This is a genomic window from Grimontia celer (assembly GCF_900055185.1).
GTDB classification, from domain to species: Bacteria; Pseudomonadota; Gammaproteobacteria; order Enterobacterales; family Vibrionaceae; genus Enterovibrio; species Enterovibrio celer.
Map to the genome: position 1 here is coordinate 109,101 of NZ_FIZX01000006.1, position 20,645 is coordinate 129,745.

17 protein-coding genes are annotated in these 20,645 nt (G+C 49.3%); 15 read left to right on the forward strand and 2 right to left on the reverse strand.

Translation table 11 applies throughout. The annotated features are described in order from the left end of the window. Window positions 1-13: 13 nt before the first annotated feature. Both lgt and GCE9029_RS22870 read left to right on the forward strand, forming a co-directional pair. Window positions 14-814 (forward strand): prolipoprotein diacylglyceryl transferase, encoded by an 801-nt coding sequence (gene lgt / locus GCE9029_RS22865; RefSeq protein WP_062667258.1) that lies wholly within the window; start codon window positions 14-16, stop codon window positions 812-814. Window positions 815-906: 92 nt separating this feature from the next. Then, complete coding sequence (locus GCE9029_RS22870) at window positions 907-1,746, forward strand: thymidylate synthase (protein ID WP_062667260.1); 840 nt, start codon at window positions 907-909, stop codon at window positions 1,744-1,746. Between the two features lie 183 nt (window positions 1,747-1,929). Here GCE9029_RS22870 and GCE9029_RS22875 read toward each other — a convergent pair whose 3' ends face one another. Then, entirely contained in the window at window positions 1,930-3,075 is a 1,146-nt protein-coding gene (locus GCE9029_RS22875) for a Na/Pi symporter (protein ID WP_062667261.1), read from the reverse strand. A gap of 425 nt (window positions 3,076-3,500) precedes the next feature. Between GCE9029_RS22875 and nhaA the strand changes: the two genes are divergently transcribed. From nhaA to GCE9029_RS22895, 4 genes are all read left to right on the forward strand, one after another. Continuing rightward, window positions 3,501-4,691 carry a Na+/H+ antiporter NhaA gene (gene nhaA / locus GCE9029_RS22880; RefSeq protein ID WP_062667263.1) on the forward strand — a complete coding sequence of 397 codons (1,191 nt, stop codon included), beginning with the start codon at window positions 3,501-3,503 and terminating at the stop codon, window positions 4,689-4,691. After that, window positions 4,663-4,932: a hypothetical protein gene (locus GCE9029_RS22885; protein ID WP_062667265.1), complete on the forward strand. Its 270-nt coding sequence runs from the start codon at window positions 4,663-4,665 to the stop codon at window positions 4,930-4,932. The genes nhaA and GCE9029_RS22885 overlap by 29 nt, the downstream gene beginning before the upstream one ends. A 60-nt stretch (window positions 4,933-4,992) precedes the next feature. Next, complete coding sequence (gene nhaR / locus GCE9029_RS22890; protein WP_062667267.1) at window positions 4,993-5,880, forward strand: transcriptional activator NhaR; 888 nt, start codon at window positions 4,993-4,995, stop codon at window positions 5,878-5,880. A gap of 116 nt (window positions 5,881-5,996) precedes the next feature. After that, window positions 5,997-6,293, forward strand: coding sequence for an ArsR/SmtB family transcription factor (locus tag GCE9029_RS22895; protein WP_062667269.1), 297 nt, complete (start codon window positions 5,997-5,999; stop codon window positions 6,291-6,293). A gap of 62 nt (window positions 6,294-6,355) precedes the next feature. On the opposite strand, the gene rpsT is transcribed toward GCE9029_RS22895, so the two are convergent. Then, the gene (rpsT, locus tag GCE9029_RS22900; RefSeq protein ID WP_062667270.1) at window positions 6,356-6,616 is read right to left on the reverse strand and encodes a 30S ribosomal protein S20; all 261 of its coding nucleotides are present in this window, start codon (window positions 6,614-6,616) and stop codon (window positions 6,356-6,358) included. 296 nt (window positions 6,617-6,912) lie between these two features. Here rpsT and murJ point away from each other — a divergent pair, with 296 nt between their 5' ends. The 9 genes from murJ (at window position 6,913) to carB (ending at window position 20,295) form a co-directional block, all read left to right on the forward strand. Continuing rightward, on the forward strand, window positions 6,913-8,472 hold the full coding sequence (murJ, locus tag GCE9029_RS22905; protein WP_062667272.1) for a murein biosynthesis integral membrane protein MurJ: 1,560 nt from the start codon (window positions 6,913-6,915) through the stop codon (window positions 8,470-8,472). A 61-nt stretch (window positions 8,473-8,533) separates the two neighbouring features. Next, window positions 8,534-9,475: a bifunctional riboflavin kinase/FAD synthetase gene (ribF, locus tag GCE9029_RS22910; protein WP_062667274.1), complete on the forward strand. Its 942-nt coding sequence runs from the start codon at window positions 8,534-8,536 to the stop codon at window positions 9,473-9,475. A 33-nt stretch (window positions 9,476-9,508) separates the two neighbouring features. Continuing rightward, window positions 9,509-12,337 (forward strand): isoleucine--tRNA ligase, encoded by a 2,829-nt coding sequence (ileS, locus tag GCE9029_RS22915; protein ID WP_062667276.1) that lies wholly within the window; start codon window positions 9,509-9,511, stop codon window positions 12,335-12,337. Between the two features lie 26 nt (window positions 12,338-12,363). Beyond that, window positions 12,364-12,876, forward strand: a complete 513-nt coding sequence (lspA, locus tag GCE9029_RS22920; protein ID WP_062667278.1) for a signal peptidase II — start codon at window positions 12,364-12,366, stop codon at window positions 12,874-12,876. A 148-nt stretch (window positions 12,877-13,024) separates the two neighbouring features. Beyond that, a complete protein-coding gene (gene fkpB / locus GCE9029_RS22925; RefSeq protein ID WP_046304412.1) occupies window positions 13,025-13,456 on the forward strand; it encodes an FKBP-type peptidyl-prolyl cis-trans isomerase in 432 nt (143 codons plus the stop codon). Window positions 13,457-13,467: 11 nt separating this feature from the next. Then, window positions 13,468-14,412, forward strand: a complete 945-nt coding sequence (ispH, locus tag GCE9029_RS22930) for a 4-hydroxy-3-methylbut-2-enyl diphosphate reductase (protein WP_062667279.1) — start codon at window positions 13,468-13,470, stop codon at window positions 14,410-14,412. A 170-nt stretch (window positions 14,413-14,582) separates the two neighbouring features. Next, window positions 14,583-15,389, forward strand: coding sequence for a 4-hydroxy-tetrahydrodipicolinate reductase (dapB, locus tag GCE9029_RS22935; protein ID WP_062667282.1), 807 nt, complete (start codon window positions 14,583-14,585; stop codon window positions 15,387-15,389). 516 nt (window positions 15,390-15,905) lie between these two features. Further along, the gene (gene carA / locus GCE9029_RS22940) at window positions 15,906-17,045 is read left to right on the forward strand and encodes a glutamine-hydrolyzing carbamoyl-phosphate synthase small subunit (protein WP_046304409.1); all 1,140 of its coding nucleotides are present in this window, start codon (window positions 15,906-15,908) and stop codon (window positions 17,043-17,045) included. A gap of 16 nt (window positions 17,046-17,061) precedes the next feature. Then, a complete protein-coding gene (carB, locus tag GCE9029_RS22945) occupies window positions 17,062-20,295 on the forward strand; it encodes a carbamoyl-phosphate synthase large subunit (RefSeq protein WP_062667283.1) in 3,234 nt (1,077 codons plus the stop codon). Window positions 20,296-20,645: the final 350 nt, after the last annotated feature.

The following is a 20,645-nucleotide window of genomic DNA, read 5'->3' on the forward strand; positions in this document are numbered from 1 at the left end:
GGAAGACGAATTCATGTCACTGACATTTCCCCAAATAGATCCTGTCCTGATTGAAATCGGGCCGCTGGCAGTCCGCTGGTATGGCTTGATGTACCTTGCTGGTTTTGCGTTTGCGCTCTGGTTAGCTAACCGCCGTGCAGACAAACCGGGTAGTGGATGGACAAGAGATGAAGTGAGTGACTTACTGTTCGCAGGCTTCTTGGGGGTCGTGTTAGGCGGTCGTATTGGCTACGTGCTGTTCTACCAATTTGACGCTTTCCTTGCCGATCCCTTATTCCTGTTCAAAGTGTGGACAGGCGGCATGTCCTTCCATGGCGGATTGTTGGGCGTGATTGCAGCCATGGCTTGGTATGCCCGCAAGACCAAGCGGACTTTCTTCGCTGTTTCAGACTTTATTGCGCCACTGGTACCATTTGGACTGGGTGCAGGCCGTCTGGGTAACTTTATCAATGGTGAGCTTTGGGGGCGTGCGACAGACATGCCATGGGGGATGATTTTCCCAACAGGAGGCTCAATTGCACGTCATCCTTCGCAGCTTTACGAGTTTTTACTGGAAGGCATCGTGTTGTTCCTCATCCTGAACTGGTTTATTAAGAAGCCGCGGCCTGCTGGTGCCGTTTCCGGTCTGTTCCTGATTGGTTACGGGGCGTTTCGCTTTATTGTCGAGTTTTATCGTGAGCCTGACGCACACTTGGGCCTATTTGGTGATTGGATCAGCATGGGACAAATATTGTCGACGCCAATGATTATTGTGGGTGTGTTGATGGTAGTCTGGGCCTATCGCAGAGACCCAAGCGCAGCGCGCTCCGCATAACAATTTCAGTTTAAGCCGCAGATCTCTGCGGCTTTCTTTATATTTGTGATTTATCACCCCGCTGCAGCGGGTAGTAAACGAAAGGAAGAACCATGAAGCAATATCTTGATTTGATGCAGGATATCATTGATAACGGCACCGACCGCGGTGACCGTACTGGAGTGGGGACACGCTCTGTTTTTGGACGTCAGATGCGTTTCGATCTTAGCGAAGGCTTTCCGCTGCTGACCACCAAAAAGCTTTACACGCGTGCCATCATTCATGAGTTGCTTTGGTTCCTCAATGGCGATACCAACATCAAGTATCTGCAAGACAACAATGTGACAATCTGGGACGAGTGGGCAACAGACGAGGGCGATCTTGGCCCGGTTTATGGCGCACAATGGCGTTCATGGGCCTGTCCGGATGGTTCTACTGTTGACCAGATAGCCGAGCTGATTGAACAGATCAAAACCAAACCAAATTCACGCCGCCATATCATTTCGGCTTGGAACCCTGCTGACCTGCCTGACGAGACCATCAGCCCACAAGCAAATGCAGAGCAAGGCAAGATGGCACTGGCACCATGCCACTGTTTGTTTCAGTTCTACGTAGCTGATGGCAAGTTGTCTTGTCAGCTTTACCAGCGCAGCGCAGACTATTTTCTGGGCGTACCTTTCAATATCGCGAGTTATGCGCTGTTCACGCACATGATTGCGCAGCAGTGTGATTTGGAAGTGGGTGATTTCGTTCATACCTTCGGTGATGTTCACCTTTATCACAATCACTTGACCGATGATATTGTTTACGAGCAGCTCAAGCGTGAGCCGGGTAATCGGCCAACCCTGACAATCAAACGTAAGCCCGATTCTATCTTCGATTACAAGTTGGAAGATTTTGAGATTGAAGGTTACGAAGCTCAGCCGTCTATTAAAGCGCCTATTGCGGTTTAAGGGTCAAAAGCTAGGAAGAGCAGCTCCTAGGAAGAGAAGGTCCTAGGAAAGAAAAGAGCGGTAACTGATGAGTATCAGTACCGCTTTTTTGTTGTCTGGACTAGTTGATATTGTTCCTGCAGAACTCTAAATACAAAAATGCCCGCATCAGCGGGCGTTTTCAAATCAGTTTGTCAGTATTGCTTATTGGGTTGCCAGCATCACTAGCGAAGGAACCGCAATAAATACCAGACCTAAATAAGCCACAACAGCCATCTTGTTCTTCGCTGCAGCTTCACCCAGCATTTCCGCACACTTCAGTGGGATTTCGCGTAGGAATGGCGTACCGAAGATCAGTAGGGTTGCCATGATGTTGAATGCCAGGTGTACCAGAGCGATCTGCAGGGCAAATACAGCGTTTGGACCGGTCACCGCAGTTGCTGCCAGCAGAGCAGTGATACAGGTACCGATGTTCGCACCCAGAGTAAACGGATACACGTCGCGTACTTTCAGTACGTTGGTACCAACCAGTGGAACCATCAGACTGGTCGTCGTAGAAGAAGACTGAACCAGAATGGTAACCAAAGTACCTGACATGATGCCGTGGATAGGACCGCGACCAATCGCTTTATGCAGCATTTCTTTTGCACGGCCCACCATCAGAGAGCGCATCAGCTTGCCCATCATAGTGATAGAAGCGAAGATAAGTGCAATACCCAGCAGAGCAAGTACGATACCGCCCCAGCTACCTGGCAGTGTAGACAGCATATCTTTAGTGCCATTAACCAGTGGCTTGGTGATTGGACCCATAAAGTCCAGACCTTTCATGCTCAGGCTGCCTTCAAACATAAAAGGTGCCACCAACCAGCTTGAGATCTTGTCCAGCAGGCCGAACATCATTTCCAGCGGCAGGAAGATAGCTACAGCAATCAGGTTAAAGAAGTCGTGAACAGTTGCACAGGTGAATGCACGGCGGAATTCTTCTTTGCAGCGCGCGTGACCCAGGCTTACCAGAGTATTGGTCACGGTAGTGCCGATGTTTGCACCCATCACCATAGGGATGGCTGTTTCAACTGGCAGGCCGCCAGCGACGAGACCAACAATAATAGAAGTTACAGTACTGGAAGACTGGATGAGCGCTGTCGCTACGATACCAATCATCAGACCTGCAACTGGATGAGACGCGAATTCAAACAAGGTTCTAGCCTCGTCACCCGCAGCCCATTTGAAACCACTTCCAACCATGGATACTGCTAGAAGCAGTACATAAAGCATGAGTGCCAGGTTGGCCCAACGTACCCAATTCTTAGAGCTGTTAATCGGTGCAGCAGTAGAAGCTTGGGAGGTCATAAGAGAAATCTCCGTGACAGTTAAATGTCAGATTTGTGTCAATGAAAGAATCTGGCGCGGATATTAGGTACGAAATATTTCACTAATATGACAGTTTTAAGGCGGTGCATTAGCCATTGATAAGAAAGGGTGTAAACACTTTGTGCTATGTGCACTTATTTCCATAAAAAACATAGAGATAAGTGGTATTTATAAGGGGTGGAATCGCAGTATAAAAAATAGGCACTTGAACCGTTTGAAGGCTTGATGCAGGCTGGATTGGGTACGTTTATTACAGAGTCGCCGATTTTCGTTGCGAAAAAAGTAACAATTTTGATTGGATACTTCGGAAATTTCGATGTTTAATCTCCGAAGAACCGATTTTTCTTTATCGATGATCGGCGCCTAGACTAGTAGAGATTAACTAATTTAACGGAGTGCTTTTAATGACTGATGCGATTCGTCAGTTTATGAAGATGGAATCAGCTGGTGGTTTAGTGCTGATCGTTGCTGCGATTCTGGCGATTATTATTGCCAACTCGCCTTTGCAGCCACTGTATGACAGCGTGCTTCATAGCTACATAGCTGGTTTGTCTGTTGCACATTGGATCAATGACGGCCTTATGGCCATCTTCTTCTTACTGATTGGACTTGAGGTTAAAAGGGAGCTGATTGAAGGCGCTCTGAATACCAAAGAGAAAGCGATCTTCCCTGCTATTGCTGCTGTGGGTGGTATGGTTGCCCCGGCAATGGTTTATCTGGCGTTTAATGCCGGCGATCCTGTAACACAAGCGGGTTGGGCAATCCCAGCTGCGACTGACATTGCCTTCGCACTGGGTGTGATGGCGCTGCTTGGTAAACGCGTTCCGTTAGCACTGAAAGTCTTCCTGCTTGCGTTGGCGATTATCGATGACCTTGGCGTTATTGTGATCATTGCGCTGTTCTACAGTAGTGATTTGTCTGTGACTGCTCTTACTGTTGCTTTCCTTGCTACGGCAGCACTTTTCCTAATGAATGCCAAAGGAGTGACCGCGACCAAGTGGTATTTGTTAGTCGGTGCCATTCTTTGGGTCAGCGTTCTGAAGTCTGGTGTGCACGCGACGCTGGCTGGCGTAGTGTTGGGCTTTGTCATTCCACTTGAAGGTGGAAAAGACGGCAAGTCCCCGCTCAAAGAGCTGGAGCACGCCATTCACCCTTATGCTGCGTTCCTCATACTGCCTATCTTTGCGTTTGCAAATGCAGGTGTATCGCTGGAAGGTGTATCAATGGAAAGCCTGACTAACACGCTTCCATTGGGTATCGCGCTAGGTCTATTGGTGGGTAAGCCTTTGGGTATTTTTACTTTGAGCTGGGCGTCAGTAAAACTGGGTATTGCACGCTTACCTGAAAACGTGGACTTTAAGCAAATTTTTGCCGTGTCTTTGTTGTGTGGTATCGGCTTCACCATGTCCATCTTCATTTCGTCGCTGGCGTTTGTAGGTGTGGATGAAAGCTACATTACCTTCTCACGACTGGGCATTCTTATTGGTTCAACTATCTCGGCTGTGGCAGGTTACGCCCTGCTAAATGCTGTATTGCCGAAATCGAGTGAGGTGGAGGAAGATAGCGATGAGAAGAAAATTAGCATTGATTATTAGTGTTGCTCTTTTCGCAGCACCAGTACTGGCGACGGATAAGTACTCACACTGTTTTGATGATAGTTCGACAGACGTGTGCAAGGCTTTCCTTGCTGGGCTGGAAACAACCCAACCTGAGGTTGTTGAGAAAGCATCACTAACAACAACACCAAGCGTCAATAAAGACACCCTATTAGGCAGAGCGCTGGAACAGCGTGCAGGAGGTCGTTACAAGACCTCCACCATTGCCAAAAAAGGATAGGCTACCATTTCAAAACGCCAGCCGCGGATAACGCGTCTGGCGTTTTTTCGTTGAGAACACATGTCACACTTAAACTACAACCACCTCTATTACTTCTGGATGGTCTGTAAGCAAGGTTCAGTGTCCAAGGCAGCTGATGCCCTGTTCCTGACGCCACAGACGGTTACAGGGCAGATCAGAGCGCTTGAAGAGCGCCTTAAAGGCAAATTGACCAAGCGTGTAGGAAGAAATATCGAACCAACAGAGCTCGGGCAGCTAGTTTTCAAGTACGCTGACAAGATGTTTGGGCTGAGTTATGAAATGCTCGATATCGTGAATTACAGCCAGCGAGAGCACCAGTTGTTCGATGTTGGTGTCGCGGACGCACTTTCGAAAAGCCTTGTTAGCCGTGTTCTACTGAAAGCTTTGCCGGAAGATGATGGTATTCACCTTCGCTGCTTCGAGTCGACCCATGAACTTTTGCTTGAGCAGCTCAGTCAGCACAAATTAGATATGATTCTGTCAGATTGCCCTGTGGATTCAACACAAAGCCCCGGTCTTTTCAGTGTGAAAATAGGCGAGAGCATGATGAGTTTCTTCTGTTCAGGAGATACCTCCAAGAAGCGTTTTCCTGCTGTCATTGAAGAGCATAAGCTGCTTATTCCAAGCACACGTACTGCCATGGGGCGCAAGCTAATGCATTGGTTTGATAGCCAGGGCATCACGCCTACCATTCTGGGAGAGTTTGATGATGCGGCATTGATGAAAGCATTTGGATCGAATCACAAAGCCATGTTTGTTGCCCCGACATTTTACTCTTCAGATGTGCTGGAGCTTCCCAATGTTATGGAAGTGGCAAAAGTGGAAGCGCTGAAAGAAGAGTACTATGTCATTTTTGCGGAACGAATGATTCAGCACCCTGCAGTAAAACGCATATGTGAAGCCGATTTCAGCAAATTGTTTCACTAAGTCTCAACATCTTTATAGCATTCTTAAGCGCGGACCATTGTTACTGCCCTGAACAGTGTTAAACTTAAGTCAAACACAAACAAACCTTTAGACGTATTTTTTAGCAGGCAGTAAGTATGGAATTAAAACAGATGCAAGAAGCTGGGCCTAAGGCCGTGCAGTTGCTTAAAGCAATGGCTAATGAGCGCAGACTCTTCATACTGTGTTATCTGCTGGAAGGGGAAATGTCGGTTGGCACGCTGAGTGAGAAGCTAGAACTCAGTCAGTCTGCATTATCTCAACACCTAGCCTGGTTGAGACGGGATGGCTTGGTGGCGACAAGAAAAGAAGCGCAGACAGTCTACTATTCGCTGAAAAGTGTAGAAGTGCAAACCATCATGACAACACTACACCAGTTGTATTGCAGTAAATAAAAATTAGAACAAATAAAAAAACCGGCCATGAGCCGGTTTTTTTATTTCAAATCGGAGCGCTATTACAGAGCTTTGATTTGAGCAGCCAGAGCAGCTTTATGACGAGCAGCCTTGTTCTTGTGGATCAGGCCTTTAGTAGCCATGCGGTCCAAGATAGGTTGCGCTTCAGCATATGCTTTAGTAGCCGCTTCTTTATCGCCTGCTGCAATAGCTGCGATAGTTTTTTTCAGGTAAGTGCGCATCATTGAGCGACGGCTTGCGTTGTGCTGGCGACGCTTCTCAGATTGGATTGCACGCTTCTTAGCAGATTTGATATTCGCCAAGGGTCTAACTCCCAAATCTTATATTCGGTGACAATTTAAGGCCGAGGAATATGCCTCGTTTTACCCGAGTTGTCAATTCATTTGTGCAAATATCCGCCGCACTCACCTTAGGATTGGCGTGCTGCGAACATCGCGGTTAATATGGCGGCAGATTCTACCAGCATTCTTTACTTGAAGTAAGCCTTTTATCTGTGCTTTTCGTGCTATTCAAGGTGCCTCCTTTCTTTTTATAACTACAGGGGGCTCGGGCGACAGGCAGGCAGGTTTACTTCCTTTTGCTTTTTAAGGGGATATAGGTGTCAAAGCGATTACTTCGCTCCGGATTGATTGTCAGTTCGATGACCATGGTTTCGCGTGTGATGGGTCTCGTGCGTGATGTGGTTATCGCGAATTTAATGGGGGCAGGCGCTGCAGCAGATGTTTTCTTCTTTGCTAATAAAATCCCCAATTTCCTGAGACGCCTTTTTGCAGAGGGGGCTTTTTCGCAGGCATTTGTTCCGGTGTTGGCCGAATACCAAGCCAGTGACGATAAAACCAAAACTCGCGAGTTGATTGCCTATGTGTCGGGCACACTGGGTCTGTTGGTAACGATAGTCACCTTGATCGGGGTGATTGCCTCACCCGTTATCACGGCATTGTTCGGGATGGGGTGGTTCCTCGATTGGGTAAACGATGGCCCTTCTGCCCACAAATTTGAATTGGCCTCTCTGATCCTCAAGATCACCTTTCCATATCTTTGGTTTATCACTTTTGTGGCGCTGGCTGGCTCGATTCTCAATACCTTGGGTCGTTTTGCAGTTTCGTCTTTCACACCGGTGTTTCTGAACATTGCGATGATTTCAGCGGCGATTTGGATTTCACCAAATATGGAACAGCCTGAGATTGGTCTGGGTATTGGTGTATTTCTGGGGGGGCTTATTCAGTTTGGTTTCCAAATCCCGTTCCTCTATCGCGAAGGGATGCTGGTTCGTCCTAAATGGGGCTGGTCGCATCCGGGTGTGGTTAAAATTCGCACTCTAATGATTCCTGCATTGTTTGGGGTTTCTGTTAGCCAGATTAACCTCTTGCTTGATACCTTTATTGCGAGTTTCCTGGCAACAGGTTCTATCAGTTGGCTTTACTACTCAGATCGCCTGCTGGAATTTCCATTGGGTTTGTTTGGGATTGCTATTGCGACAGTAATTCTTCCTGCGCTTTCCAAAAAACATGTGGAGCAATCTTCAGGACATTTTGCGTCGACCATGGATTGGGGCGTGCGCATGGTGCTGCTGCTTGGCGTTCCAGCTATGGTCGGTATGATTGTGCTAGCGAAACCAATGCTGATGGTCCTCTTTATGCGCGGGGAATTTGGCGCTGACGATGTGAATGCGGCAGCGATGTCACTTATCGCTTATTCATCAGGACTGCTTAACTTTATGTTGATAAAGGTGTTGGCGCCTGGTTACTACGCCCGTCAGGACACAAAAACACCAGTGCGCTATGGCATTATCGCCATGGCAAGCAACATGGGCTTTAATTTAATTTTTGCCTATTTCTACGGCTACGTAGGCTTGGCGATTGCTACTGCGCTCTCAGCGCTAGTCAATGCAGGCTTGCTATACCGTGGCCTTCACAAGCAGCAGGTTTACCGCGTCAGCAAAGATACTGTGGTGTTTACTTTGCGTCTTGTCGTTGGTGTGGTGCTGATGGGCGCGGTGGTTTATCACTTTATGCCGGTATTTGACCAGTGGTTGGTGATGGATTTGTGGCAACGGGTCTATACGCTGACCGGCTTAATTGCTTCGGGCGCAATCACTTACGTAGTCTCGCTGGTGATTTTGGGTTTGCGACCGCATCAACTTCGCGCTGAAGGCTGATTGCAGCTTCTGATTAGTATATAATCCGTCGGTTTTTTAAGGGGAAAGCTGTTTTACCGCTATGGAATTAATTCGGGGTATCCATAACATCCGCGATAGACATCGTGGCTGCGTGCTAACAATCGGTAACTTTGACGGTGTCCATCTCGGTCATCAGGAAGTGCTGCGCCGCGTGGTGGAAAAAGCACGCGAACTTGGTTTGCCTTCAACGGTAATGCTGTTTGAACCTCAGCCACGGGAGCTTTTTTCGGGAGAAAATGCCCCGGCAAGACTTACCCGACTTCGAGATAAGTACGTTCAACTGGCCAAACTGGGTGTTGAGCGTCTTGTCATGGTCAACTTCAACGTCAAATTCGCCTCTATCACGCCGCATGACTTCGTTCATCGCTTGTTGGCTGAACAATTGGGTGTTAAGTTTCTCGTGGTTGGTGATGATTTTCGCTTTGGCGCTAAGCGTCAGGGCGATTTTTGTTATCTGCAAAACGAAGCCAAAACCGTTGGTTTTGAAGTGGTAAGCACTGACAGTTTTACTGTTTCAGAACAACGTGTCAGCAGCACTGCGATTCGTAATGAATTGGCTGCGGGACATCAAGCTGAAGCAGAATCCATGCTTGGTCGCCCTTATAGCATTAGCGGTCGCGTTTCCCATGGTAAAAAGTTAGGTCGAACCATCGGCTTCCCGACGGCAAATGTTCCGCTCAAGCGTCGTGTATCTCCTGTTTCTGGTGTGTATGTGGTGCGAGTTGGTGGAATTGAAGAAGAACAATGGCTGGGTGGTGTAGCGAATGTCGGTACACGGCCTACTGTCAACGGTGTGCGCCAACAACTGGAAGTACACCTTTTTGACCTGGAGAGTGATCTCTATGGTCTTCAAATCGAAGTGCAGCTTTTACATAAACTGCGTGACGAGATGAAATTTGGCTCGCTCGATGAGTTGAAAGCCCAAATCGGAATTGATGCCCAGACAGCGCGTGCGTGGCTGGCTGAGCATGATGAGAAATAATGTCTAAACGTCCATATACGGAATGAACAATCAATGAGTGACTTTAAAGATACCTTAAACCTGCCGGAAACTGGGTTTCCGATGCGAGGTAATCTTGCACAGCGCGAGCCACAGATGCTCAAGCGCTGGTATGACGAAGATCTTTACGGTGAAATCCGTAAAGCGAAGAAAGGCAAAAAATCTTTCATTTTGCATGACGGCCCTCCGTATGCGAACGGCAACATTCACATTGGTCACTCCGTAAACAAAATTCTTAAAGACATTATTATTAAGTCCAAAACCCTTTCGGACTTCGACGCACCTTACGTACCAGGTTGGGACTGTCACGGCCTGCCTATTGAACTGATGGTTGAAAAGAAAGTCGGCAAGCCAGGACAGAAAGTGTCTGCTGCTGAATTCCGTCAGAAGTGTCGTGAGTATGCTGCGAAGCAGGTTGAAGGCCAGAAGGCAGACTTCAAACGTCTGGGCGTGTTGGGTGAGTGGGACAAACCATACCTGACCATGGACTTTGACACCGAAGCAAACATCATCCGTGCACTGGGTAAAATCGCGGGTAATGGTCACCTGCATAAAGGTTTTAAACCTGTTCACTGGTGTACTGACTGTGGTTCTGCACTGGCAGAAGCTGAAGTCGAGTATTACAACAAAGTTTCTCCTTCAATCGATGTCATGTTCGGTGCTGTCGACGAAGCAGCAGTGCTGTCTAAGTTCAACCTGAACGAAGGTCATGCAGGTCAAGGTGATGTGTCTATCGTTATCTGGACCACCACGCCTTGGACTCTGCCAGCGAACCGTGCAGTCGCGGTTTCTGATGCGCTGGAATACGTGCTGGTTCAAGTGGAAGGTGAAAAGCCACGTCGTCTGATCATGGCAGCAGAGCTTGCAAAAGATGTGATGGATCGTGCCGGTATCGAGCACTTCCACAATCTGGGCTTCTGTAAAGGTGATGCGCTGGAACTGCTGCGCTTTAACCACCCATTCTACAGCTTCGATGTTCCTGTGATCTTGGGCGATCACGTGACGACTGAATCAGGTACCGGTGTTGTACACACTGCACCTGGTCACGGTCAGGAAGATTTCGCGGTTGGTCAAAAGTACAACCTTGAAGTGGCTAACCCAGTAGGTAGCAACGGTGTTTACTTGCCAGACACAGAGCTGTTTGCAGGTCAGCACGTATTGAAAGCGAACGATAACGTGGTTGAAGTGCTGAAAGAGCACGGTGCACTGCTGCATCACCACGCTTACGAGCACAGCTACCCGCATTGCTGGCGCCACAAAACACCAATTATCTTCCGTGCAACGCCACAGTGGTTTATCTCTATGGAGAAAGCGGGTCTGCGCGCAAAAGCACTGGAAGAAATCAAAAACGTACAGTGGATCCCTGAGTGGGGCCAGAATCGTATTGAGTCAATGGTAGAAGGTCGTCCTGACTGGTGTATTTCACGTCAGCGTACTTGGGGTGTGCCAATTGCCCTGTTCGTTCACAAAGAAACGGCAGAGCTTCACCCGAACACCGTTGAGCTGATTGAGCAAGTGGCTCAGAAAGTTGAGCAGTCTGGCATTCAGGCATGGTGGGATCTAGACGCTGAAGAACTGCTTGGCGCAGAAGCGGCAAACTACGAGAAAGTGCTGGATACTCTGGACGTATGGTTCGACTCAGGTGCAACGCACTATGCAGTGGTTAATCAGCGCGAAGAGTTTGCAGGCCATGAAGCAGATATGTATCTGGAAGGTTCAGACCAACACCGCGGTTGGTTCCAGTCTTCCCTGATGACCTCTGTAGCGATCAAGAATCATGCTCCTTATAAACAGGTTCTGACGCACGGCTTCACTGTTGACGGCCAAGGCCGCAAGATGTCGAAGTCTATCGGTAATGTGGTTTCACCTCAGGACGTGATGAACAAGTTGGGTGGCGACATCCTGCGTCTGTGGGTGGCATCGACTGACTACACCGGTGAGATGACAGTTTCTGACGAAATCCTGAAGCGAAGCGCAGACGCATACCGTCGTATCCGAAACACTGCGCGCTTCTTGCTGGCGAACCTGAACGGCTTCAACCCTGAAACTGACATGGTTGCAGCGGAAGATCTGGTGGTTGCAGACCGCTGGGCAGTGGGCAAAGCACTGGAAGCTCAGGAAGAGATCGTGAAAGCGTTTGAAGAGTGTAACTTCCACGCTGTTACGCAACGTCTGATGCAGTTCTGTTCGGTTGAGATGGGTTCATTCTATCTGGACATCATTAAAGACCGTCAGTACACCGCGAAAGCAGGTGGTCACGCACACCGCAGCTGTCAAACCGCGCTGTTCCATATCGTGGAAGCACTGGTTCGCTGGATGGCGCCAATCATGTCGTTCACCGCAGATGAAATCTGGAACGAGATGCCAGGCAACCGTAACAAGTTCGTCTTTACCGAAGTATGGTATGACGGTCTGTTCGGTCTGGGTGAAGACGAACAACTGAACAACGCATTCTGGGCTGAACTGCTTCGCGTGCGTGGTGCGGTGAACAAGGTTCTGGAAGCTGCACGTAACGAGAAAACTATCGGTGGTTCTCTGGAAGCGGAAGTGACGCTTTACGCGAAACCTGAGTTTGCAGCTAAGCTGCAGGCAATGGGCGATGAACTGCGCTTCGTTCTGCTGACTTCAAAAGCTGAAGTCGTCGCCACTGATGCAGCACCAGATGCGGCAGTAATCACTGATGTGGAAGGTCTGTCTGTTGCGGTAGCTAAGTCTGACGCAGAGAAGTGCGATCGTTGCTGGCACCATGTTGCGGATGTTGGCACTATCGAAGGTCATGAAGCGATTTGTGGCCGTTGTGTGAGCAACATCGATGGCGAAGGCGAAAAGCGCCAGTTCGCATAACAGGCTCGATACGATAGGAAAGCTGGATGAAAGATCTGACAGCGAAACAATCAGGACTGCGCTGGCTATGGCTAGCGCTTCTGGTCTTCGTTCTGGATATCGGCAGCAAGTTGCTGGTGATGAATACCATGGGTTATGGTTGGTCGAACCGCATTGAGATATTGCCATTCTTTAACCTGCTCTATGTTCATAACTATGGTGCTGCGTTTAGCTTTTTGAGCGATGCTGGTGGTTGGCAACGTTGGTTCTTCGCGGCGATAGCATTGGGCGTATCGGGAATGCTGGTTTACTGGATGCGTTCAACGCCTGCCAGCAACCGAATCCTGAATATTGCCTACGCGCTGGTTATTGGTGGCGCTATCGGAAACCTGTTTGACCGCCTTGTGCATGGCTATGTGGTGGACTTCCTTGATTTCTATATCGGGAACAATCACTGGCCAGCGTTCAATTTTGCGGACACTGCGATAGTCATTGGCGCTGGACTCATTGTGCTGGAAAGCATCATCGCATCAAAAAAGCCTCAGGCTGAAGCCGAGTAGAACCTATCGCGCTTCGAAAATAAAAATTGGCGCTGACTGCTCTGCGGTCGGCGCCAAGTCGTATAAAAACCTTGATAACCCAATTGAAAATGGGGACTTAGGGGCTGTTGCTTTTGGTAAATTGCCCGCCAACAAAGGAAGTGAGCTAATGGCGCAAATTATTGCAAACAGTGAAGTCATCATGCACTTCACCATCAAACTTGAAGACGGCTCAGTAGCAGACAGCACCAAAACTTCAGGTAAACCTGCGAAGCTGGTGATGGGGGATGGCAGTCTGACAGAGAACTTTGAAAAGTGTCTGCTGGGCTTAACAGAAGGAGAGTCGGCTAGCTTCACACTGGAGCCTGAAGATGCTTTTGGTCAGCCAAATCCAGACAACGTTCAGCACATGGACCGCAGCTTGTTTGCTGGTGATGCACCAGCTGAAGAGGGCACTATCATTGCCTTTTCTGGCCCAGGCGGCCAGGAGATCCCGGGTCTGATTACGGAAGTGGCAGGCGAATCTGTGACGGTGGACTTCAATCACCCATTGGCGGGACATCGTGTTATCTTTGACGTTGAAATTGTCAGTGTTGCTTAAAAGGCTATCCCATGAAAGTCATGCTAGCTAACCCACGAGGGTTTTGTGCCGGTGTTGATCGCGCGATCAGTATCGTTGAACGTGCTCTGGAACTTTACCAGCCACCAATTTATGTACGTCATGAAGTGGTACATAACCGCTTTGTTGTTGAAGGCCTCAAAGCGCGCGGAGCGGTATTTGTTGAACAGCTCAGCGAAGTGCCAGACGACAGCATTGTGATTTTCTCTGCGCATGGCGTTTCTCAAGCGGTACGCAATGAAGCGAAAGCCCGTGCATTGACCGTCTTTGATGCTACCTGTCCGTTGGTGACCAAAGTCCATATGGAAGTGGCACGTGCAAGCCGCCGTAATATGGAAGTGGTATTGATTGGTCATGCCGGTCACCCAGAAGTGGAAGGTACCATGGGGCAATACGCCAGCGAAACCGGTGGCATGTACCTGGTGGAGAAACCGGAAGACGTTTACAAGTTGGACGTGAAAGACCCATCCAACCTTCATTTCGTGAGTCAAACGACTTTGTCTGTGGATGAAACAGCAGAGGTAATTGAAACTTTGCGTAAGGTCTTCCCGGAAATTCAAGGCCCACGTAAAGATGATATCTGTTACGCAACGCAAAACCGTCAGGATGCTGTGCGTGATCTGGCTACTCAGTGTGATGTACTGGTGGTAGTGGGCTCGAAAAACAGCTCGAACTCGAACCGCCTGCGTGAACTCAGTGAAAAGCTGGGAACACCGGGTTATCTGACCGATTGTGCAGAAGATGTGAAAGCGGAATGGTTTGACGGGAAAACCAAAGTCGGGATCACCGCAGGTGCATCAGCGCCGGAAGAGCTGGTAAACCTGATTATCGCCCGCATTGAAGAGCTGGGTGGTACATCCGTGGAAGAGCTGAAAGGCCGTGAAGAGAATATGTTCTTTGAAGTACCACGAGAGCTTCAAGTAAAAGAAGTGCACTAATTAACAAATCCAAAAGGGAGCGAAGGCTCCCTTTTTTACGCCGCCATTCCCGCGATTGACCGCGCAGAGGTTGATTCACATCACGCGGCGAAAAGGGTAGAGTGGTTACCCAGTTACGAACATAACGCGCACAAAGTGGCGTGATGACAGGAAGTTAAAAGGGGAAACAGATGGTTCGCATTGCAATTGCGGGCGCTGCCGGACGTATGGGCCGACAGCTTATTCAAGCGACTGACGCGATGGAAGGCGCGGTTCTGGCTGCAGCAAGTGAGCGTCCTGAGTCGAGCTTGATTGGTACCGACGCAGGTGAACTGGCGGGTATTGGTAAGCGCGATGTGGCGATCGTCGATGATCTGGCTAAAGTGGCTGACCAGTTTGATGTTATCATCGATTTCACTGCACCAGTAGCGACACTGTCAAACATTGAGCTCTGCCGCGCTCATGGTAAGCGACTGGTGATCGGTACGACTGGCTTTAGCGAAGAGCAGCGTGCACAGATTGATGCGGCAACGGATGTTGGTATCGTCATGGCACCAAACTACAGCGTAGGTGTGAACCTGGTTTTCAAACTGCTGGAGAAAGCCGCCAAAGTGATGGGTGGTTACTGTGATATCGAAATCGTTGAAGCGCACCATAGACATAAAGTGGATGCTCCATCAGGTACCGCAATTGGTATGGGTGAAGCCATCGCGGGTGCCATGGGTAACAAGCTGAGTGATGTTGCAGTATATGCTCGTGAAGGAATCACTGGCGAGCGTACCCGGGATGAGATTGGGTTTGCGACTATCCGTGCGGGTGACATTGTTGGTGAGCATACTGCGATGTTTGCAGACATTGGTGAGCGTGTGGAAATTACCCACAAAGCATCTAACCGTATGACCTTCGCCAATGGAGCGGTTCGCGCAGCGGTATGGCTGGCAGCAAAAGAAGCGGGTTTCTACACCATGCAAGACGTGCTTGAGCTGGACACCCTGTAAATTACTCGTTTTTCCAGTCAATACGTATTCATATAACTATGCAGTGTCTCTCTGTATGCTGCATAGTTTATTCTTAATAAACGACGATTTTATTTAAATGGTCGCAGATTACAAAATTCCCGTCACTTAACTGCTTTTAATTTGACGTTATTCTTGTTTTCTTTATTAAGCCTATAAAATACCATCTAAACCTTGCTGATAAAAACGGTTGCGTCTCGACCTGACTGCTTTATTTGCCTCAAATGCTGCGCCGCAGAGAAAGTGTTAACCTGTTCTACATAATTTTGCGTGAAATCCTCAGATAACCCTCACTTTTAACTGCTTGGTAGTCAAAACCTCAGTTATAGACCATAAGTAATATTCTTTTTTTTGCCACTTATTGACAGCTTGTGAATCGATCTCTAGAATGCGCGCAATTTGTCAAAATTCAGCTTTAGTGATTTTTGGCACTTGTATGGAATGCTTTGATGCAAGATTATATAGTTTTTCTGCATCTTTATTTATTTGGAGGTTGTCTTGAGCAAGTCTGCGCTCTTAGTCCTGGAAGACGGGACTGTATTCCACGGTGAATCCATTGGTGCTGATGGAACCGCTGTTGGTGAAGTTGTTTTCAATACCTCGATGACGGGGTACCAAGAAATTCTCACCGACCCTTCCTATTCCCAGCAAATCGTTACTCTCACTTATCCCCACATTGGCAATACCGGTACTAATACCGAAGACGAAGAATCCTCAAAAATCCATGCTCAAGGCCTGGTAATCCGCGACCTCCCCCTCATCGCTTCTAACTTCCGTAATCAGCAATCCCTTTCTGATTATCTGAAATCCCAAAACATCGTTGGCATCGCTGATATCGACACCCGTAAGCTGACTCGTTTGCTGCGTGAAAAAGGTGCTCAGAATGGTTGCATCGTTGCGGGCGACAACATCGATGAAGCGCTGGCACTGGCAAAAGCCAAAGAATTTCCTGGCCTGAAAGGCATGGATCTGGCGAAAGAAGTGACTACAGCTGAAGCGTACGAGTGGAAACAAGGCTCATGGACGCTGGAAGGCGGACTACCAGAAGCGAAAGATGACAGCGAACTGCCTTATCACGTAGTGGCTTATGATTTCGGCGCGAAACGTAACATTCTGCGTATGTTGGTTGACCGTGGCTGCCGCTTGACTGTGGTTCCAGCTCAGACATCAGCAGAAGAAGTGCTGGCAATGAATCCAGACGGTGTGTTCCTGTCAAACGGCCCTGGCGACCCAGAGCCATGTACTTATGCGATTGAAGCGACCAAGGTGTTTCTGGAGAAAGGCTTACCAATCTTTGGCATCTGTCTAGGCCACCAAATCCTGGCACTGGCATCAGGTGCACAAACTGTGAAAATGAAGTTTGGTCACCATGGCGCGAACCACCCGGTTAAAGACTTGGACCGCAATGTCGTGATGATCACCAGCCAGAACCACGGCTTTGCAGCGGACGAAGAGACGCTGCCAGCTAACCTGCGCGCGACGCACAAATCTCTGTTCGACGGCTCACTGCAGGGCATCCACCGCACGGATAAACCTGCATTCAGCTTCCAGGGCCACCCTGAGGCAAGCCCAGGTCCGCACGATGCGGCACCGCTTTTCGACCACTTTATTGAACTGATCAAGCAACACAGCGCGTAATCCGGAGTAGCAGAGAATGCCAAAACGTACAGATATTCAAAGTATTCTTATCCTTGGCGCAGGCCCGATTGTTATCGGTCAGGCGTGTGAGTTCGACTATTCAGGTGCACAGGCGTGTAAAGCGCTGCGTGAAGAGGGTTACCGCGTTATTCTGGTGAACTCCAACCCTGCCACCATCATGACTGACCCAGAGATGGCTGATGCGACTTACATCGAGCCAATCCAGTGGGAAGTAGTACGCAACATCATTGAAAAAGAGCGTCCAGATGCGGTTCTGCCTACCATGGGTGGCCAGACAGCACTGAACTGTGCACTGGATCTGGAAAAACACGGCGTACTGGCTGAGTTCGGCGTGGAGATGATTGGTGCAACGGCGGACGCGATTGATAAAGCAGAAGACCGTTCACGTTTCGATAAAGCTATGAAGTCTATCGGCCTGGAATGTCCACGTGCTGACACGGCGAAGACCATGGAAGAGGCTTACAAAGTCCTCGATATGGTGGGCTTCCCATGTATCATCCGTCCTTCTTTCACTATGGGTGGTACAGGGGGTGGTATCGCGTATAACAAAGAAGAGTTCGACGAAATCTGTCGCCGTGGTCTGGATCTGTCTCCAACCAACGAGCTGCTGATTGACGAATCTCTGATCGGCTGGAAAGAGTACGAAATGGAAGTGGTTCGCGACAAAGCGGACAACTGTATCATCGTGTGTTCTATCGAGAACTTTGATGCCATGGGTATCCACACCGGTGATTCCATCACGGTTGCACCAGCGCAGACCCTGACTGATAAAGAATACCAACTGATGCGTAATGCATCGCTGGCAGTTCTTCGCGAAATCGGCGTTGAAACGGGTGGCTCTAACGTTCAGTTCGGTATCAACCCGAAAGATGGCCGTATGGTTATCATCGAGATGAACCCACGCGTATCGCGCTCTTCTGCACTGGCATCGAAAGCAACGGGTTTCCCGATTGCAAAAGTGGCAGCGAAACTGGCTGTTGGTTTCACCCTTGATGAGCTGATGAACGACATCACTGGCGGTGCAACGCCAGCGTCTTTCGAACCGACCATCGACTATGTGGTTACCAAGATCCCACGCTTTAACTTCGAAAAATTTGCGGGCGCAAATGACCGCCTGACTACCCAGATGAAATCTGTGGGTGAAGTCATGGCTATCGGCCGTAACCAACAGGAATCACTGCACAAAGCGCTGCGTGGCCTGGAAGTTGGTGCGACAGGTTTCGACGAAATGGTTGACCTGGATGAGCCAGATGCACTGACCAAAATCCGCCACGAGCTGAAAGATGCAGGCGCAGAACGTATTTGGTATATCGCAGATGCATTCCGTGCGGGCATGTCCGTAGACGGCGTATTCAAACTGACGAACATCGATCGCTGGTTCCTGGTTCAAATCGAAGAGATTGTGAAGCTGGAAGCGGAAATCAAAGAAGGCGGCTTTGCTGGCTTGAATGCGAAAGTACTGCGCAAACTGAAGCGTAAAGGTTTCTCCGATGCACGTCTGAGCAAGCTGCTAGGTGTGAGTGAAAGCGAAATCCGCAAACTGCGCGACCAGTACGATATTCACCCTGTTTACAAGCGTGTTGATACCTGTGCAGCAGAATTTTCTTCTGACACGGCGTACATGTACTCATCTTACGATGAAGAGTGTGAAGCGAACCCTTCAGATAAAGACAAGATCATGGTTCTGGGCGGCGGTCCAAACCGTATCGGTCAGGGTATCGAGTTCGACTACTGCTGTGTACACGCATCATTGGCACTGCGTGAAGATGGCTACGAAACCATCATGGTTAACTGTAACCCTGAGACGGTTTCGACTGACTATGACACCTCAGACCGTCTGTACTTTGAGCCGGTAACACTGGAAGACGTACTGGCCATTGCGCGTGTTGAAAAGCCAAAAGGCGTTATCGTTCAGTACGGTGGCCAAACGCCTCTGAAACTGGCACGTGCGCTGGAAGCAGCAGGCGTGCCAATCATTGGTACCAGCCCTGATGCTATCGACCGTGCAGAAGACCGTGAACGCTTCCAAGCGGCGGTTGAGCGTCTGGGCCTGAAACAGCCTGAAAACGCGACAGTAACGGCACTGGAGCAAGCGGTAGAGAAATCCCGTGAAATCGGTTATCCGCTGGTGGTTCGTCCTTCTTATGTACTGGGCGGCCGTGCGATGGAAATCGTTTACGACGAGAGCGACCTGCGCCGTTACTTCAACGAAGCGGTAAGCGTGTCTAACGAGTCTCCTGTACTGCTGGACCGTTTCCTGGATGACGCGACAGAAGTTGACGTCGATGCAATCTGCGACGGCGAGCGAGTGGTTATCGGCGGCATCATGGAACACATCGAACAAGCGGGCGTTCACTCTGGTGATTCTGCATGTTCACTGCCTGCTTACACCCTGAGCCAAGAGATTCAGGACGAGATGCGCCGTCAGGTTGAGAAACTGGCCTTCGAGCTGGGTGTTCGTGGCCTGATGAATACTCAGTTTGCTGTAAAAGACGGCGAAGTTTACCTGATTGAGGTGAACCCACGTGCAGCGCGTACCGTGCCTTTCGTATCAAAAGCGACCGGCGCACCACTGGCGAAGATTGCTGCTCGTGTCATGGCGGGTCAGTCTCTGGAGGCACAAGGTTTCACTCAAGAAATCATTCCTCCTTACTACTCAGTGAAAGAAGTGGTTCTGCCATTCAACAAGTTCCCTGGCGTTGACCCACTGCTTGGCCCTGAAATGCGTTCAACCGGTGAAGTTATGGGTGTGGGCGACACGTTTGCAGAAGCGTTTGCGAAAGCAGACCTTGGTTGTGGCAAAACGTACACTGATCAAGGTCGTGCTCTGCTGTCTGTTCGTAACAACGACAAACAACGTGTTGTTGACCTGGCAGCCAAGCTTATCAAGTTGGGCTTCGAGCTGGATGCGACTCACGGTACTGCGGTTGTTCTCGGCGAAGCGGGCATCAACCCACGCCTGGTGAACAAAGTACACGAAGGTCGTCCTCACATTCTTGACCGCATCAAGAACGGTGAGTACAGCTACATCATCAATACCACCGAAGGTCGTCAAGCAATTGAAGACTCGAAGGTACTGCGTCGCGGCGCACTGGCAGAGAAGGTGAACTACACCACTACGCTAAATGCGGCATTCGCAACCTGCATGGCGCACGCTGCAGCTGACCTGTCGAAGGTGAACTCAGTACAAGAGCTGCACGCACGCGTGGCGGAAAAGTACGGTAAATAATTAACAAAACTGCCCCGAACGATTTGGAGCTGCCGCTTTAAGTTGTGAGGGGAGACTAATGAGTCGGCAGTAAGCCGACCGTTACGATAACCTCCTTGCCCGCCTTAATGGCGGGCTTTTTTATGTTTTTAGTTTTTTGTCCTTGATATTTTTTGCCTTGTTTTTAGTTGAGTTCTTGTACGTTCCACATAGAATTTACGGGTCGCAATGCTGCGACTGAATTGGAGAAAACCATGAACGTTATCGACCAGCCTCCGAGTTGCAAGGGAAGCCTGTAATCCCAGACGGTAACATTCGTGATCATTTCGCGTTTCAACCGTCCGGTTGGAATGCTCCGCTTTAAAGCTCCC

What these genes read in the sequence shown, in the direction of transcription:
- GCE9029_RS22870 (WP_062667260.1), top strand. Translation starts at nt 907, where the DNA reads ATGAAGCAATATCTTGATTTGATGCAGGATATCATTGATAACGGCACC.
- nhaA (WP_062667263.1), top strand. Translation starts at nt 3,501, where the DNA reads ATGACTGATGCGATTCGTCAGTTTATGAAGATGGAATCAGCTGGTGGT.
- ileS (WP_062667276.1), top strand. Translation starts at nt 9,509, where the DNA reads ATGAGTGACTTTAAAGATACCTTAAACCTGCCGGAAACTGGGTTTCCG.
- carB (WP_062667283.1), top strand. Translation starts at nt 17,062, where the DNA reads ATGCCAAAACGTACAGATATTCAAAGTATTCTTATCCTTGGCGCAGGC.
- nhaR (WP_062667267.1), top strand. Translation starts at nt 4,993, where the DNA reads ATGTCACACTTAAACTACAACCACCTCTATTACTTCTGGATGGTCTGT.
- GCE9029_RS22885 (WP_062667265.1), top strand. Translation starts at nt 4,663, where the DNA reads ATGAGAAGAAAATTAGCATTGATTATTAGTGTTGCTCTTTTCGCAGCA.
- ribF (WP_062667274.1), top strand. Translation starts at nt 8,534, where the DNA reads ATGGAATTAATTCGGGGTATCCATAACATCCGCGATAGACATCGTGGC.
- fkpB (WP_046304412.1), top strand. Translation starts at nt 13,025, where the DNA reads ATGGCGCAAATTATTGCAAACAGTGAAGTCATCATGCACTTCACCATC.
- GCE9029_RS22875 (WP_062667261.1), bottom strand. Translation starts at nt 3,075, where the DNA reads ATGACCTCCCAAGCTTCTACTGCTGCACCGATTAACAGCTCTAAGAAT.
- lgt (WP_062667258.1), top strand. Translation starts at nt 14, where the DNA reads ATGTCACTGACATTTCCCCAAATAGATCCTGTCCTGATTGAAATCGGG.
- GCE9029_RS22895 (WP_062667269.1), top strand. Translation starts at nt 5,997, where the DNA reads ATGGAATTAAAACAGATGCAAGAAGCTGGGCCTAAGGCCGTGCAGTTG.
- dapB (WP_062667282.1), top strand. Translation starts at nt 14,583, where the DNA reads ATGGTTCGCATTGCAATTGCGGGCGCTGCCGGACGTATGGGCCGACAG.
- ispH (WP_062667279.1), top strand. Translation starts at nt 13,468, where the DNA reads ATGAAAGTCATGCTAGCTAACCCACGAGGGTTTTGTGCCGGTGTTGAT.
- lspA (WP_062667278.1), top strand. Translation starts at nt 12,364, where the DNA reads ATGAAAGATCTGACAGCGAAACAATCAGGACTGCGCTGGCTATGGCTA.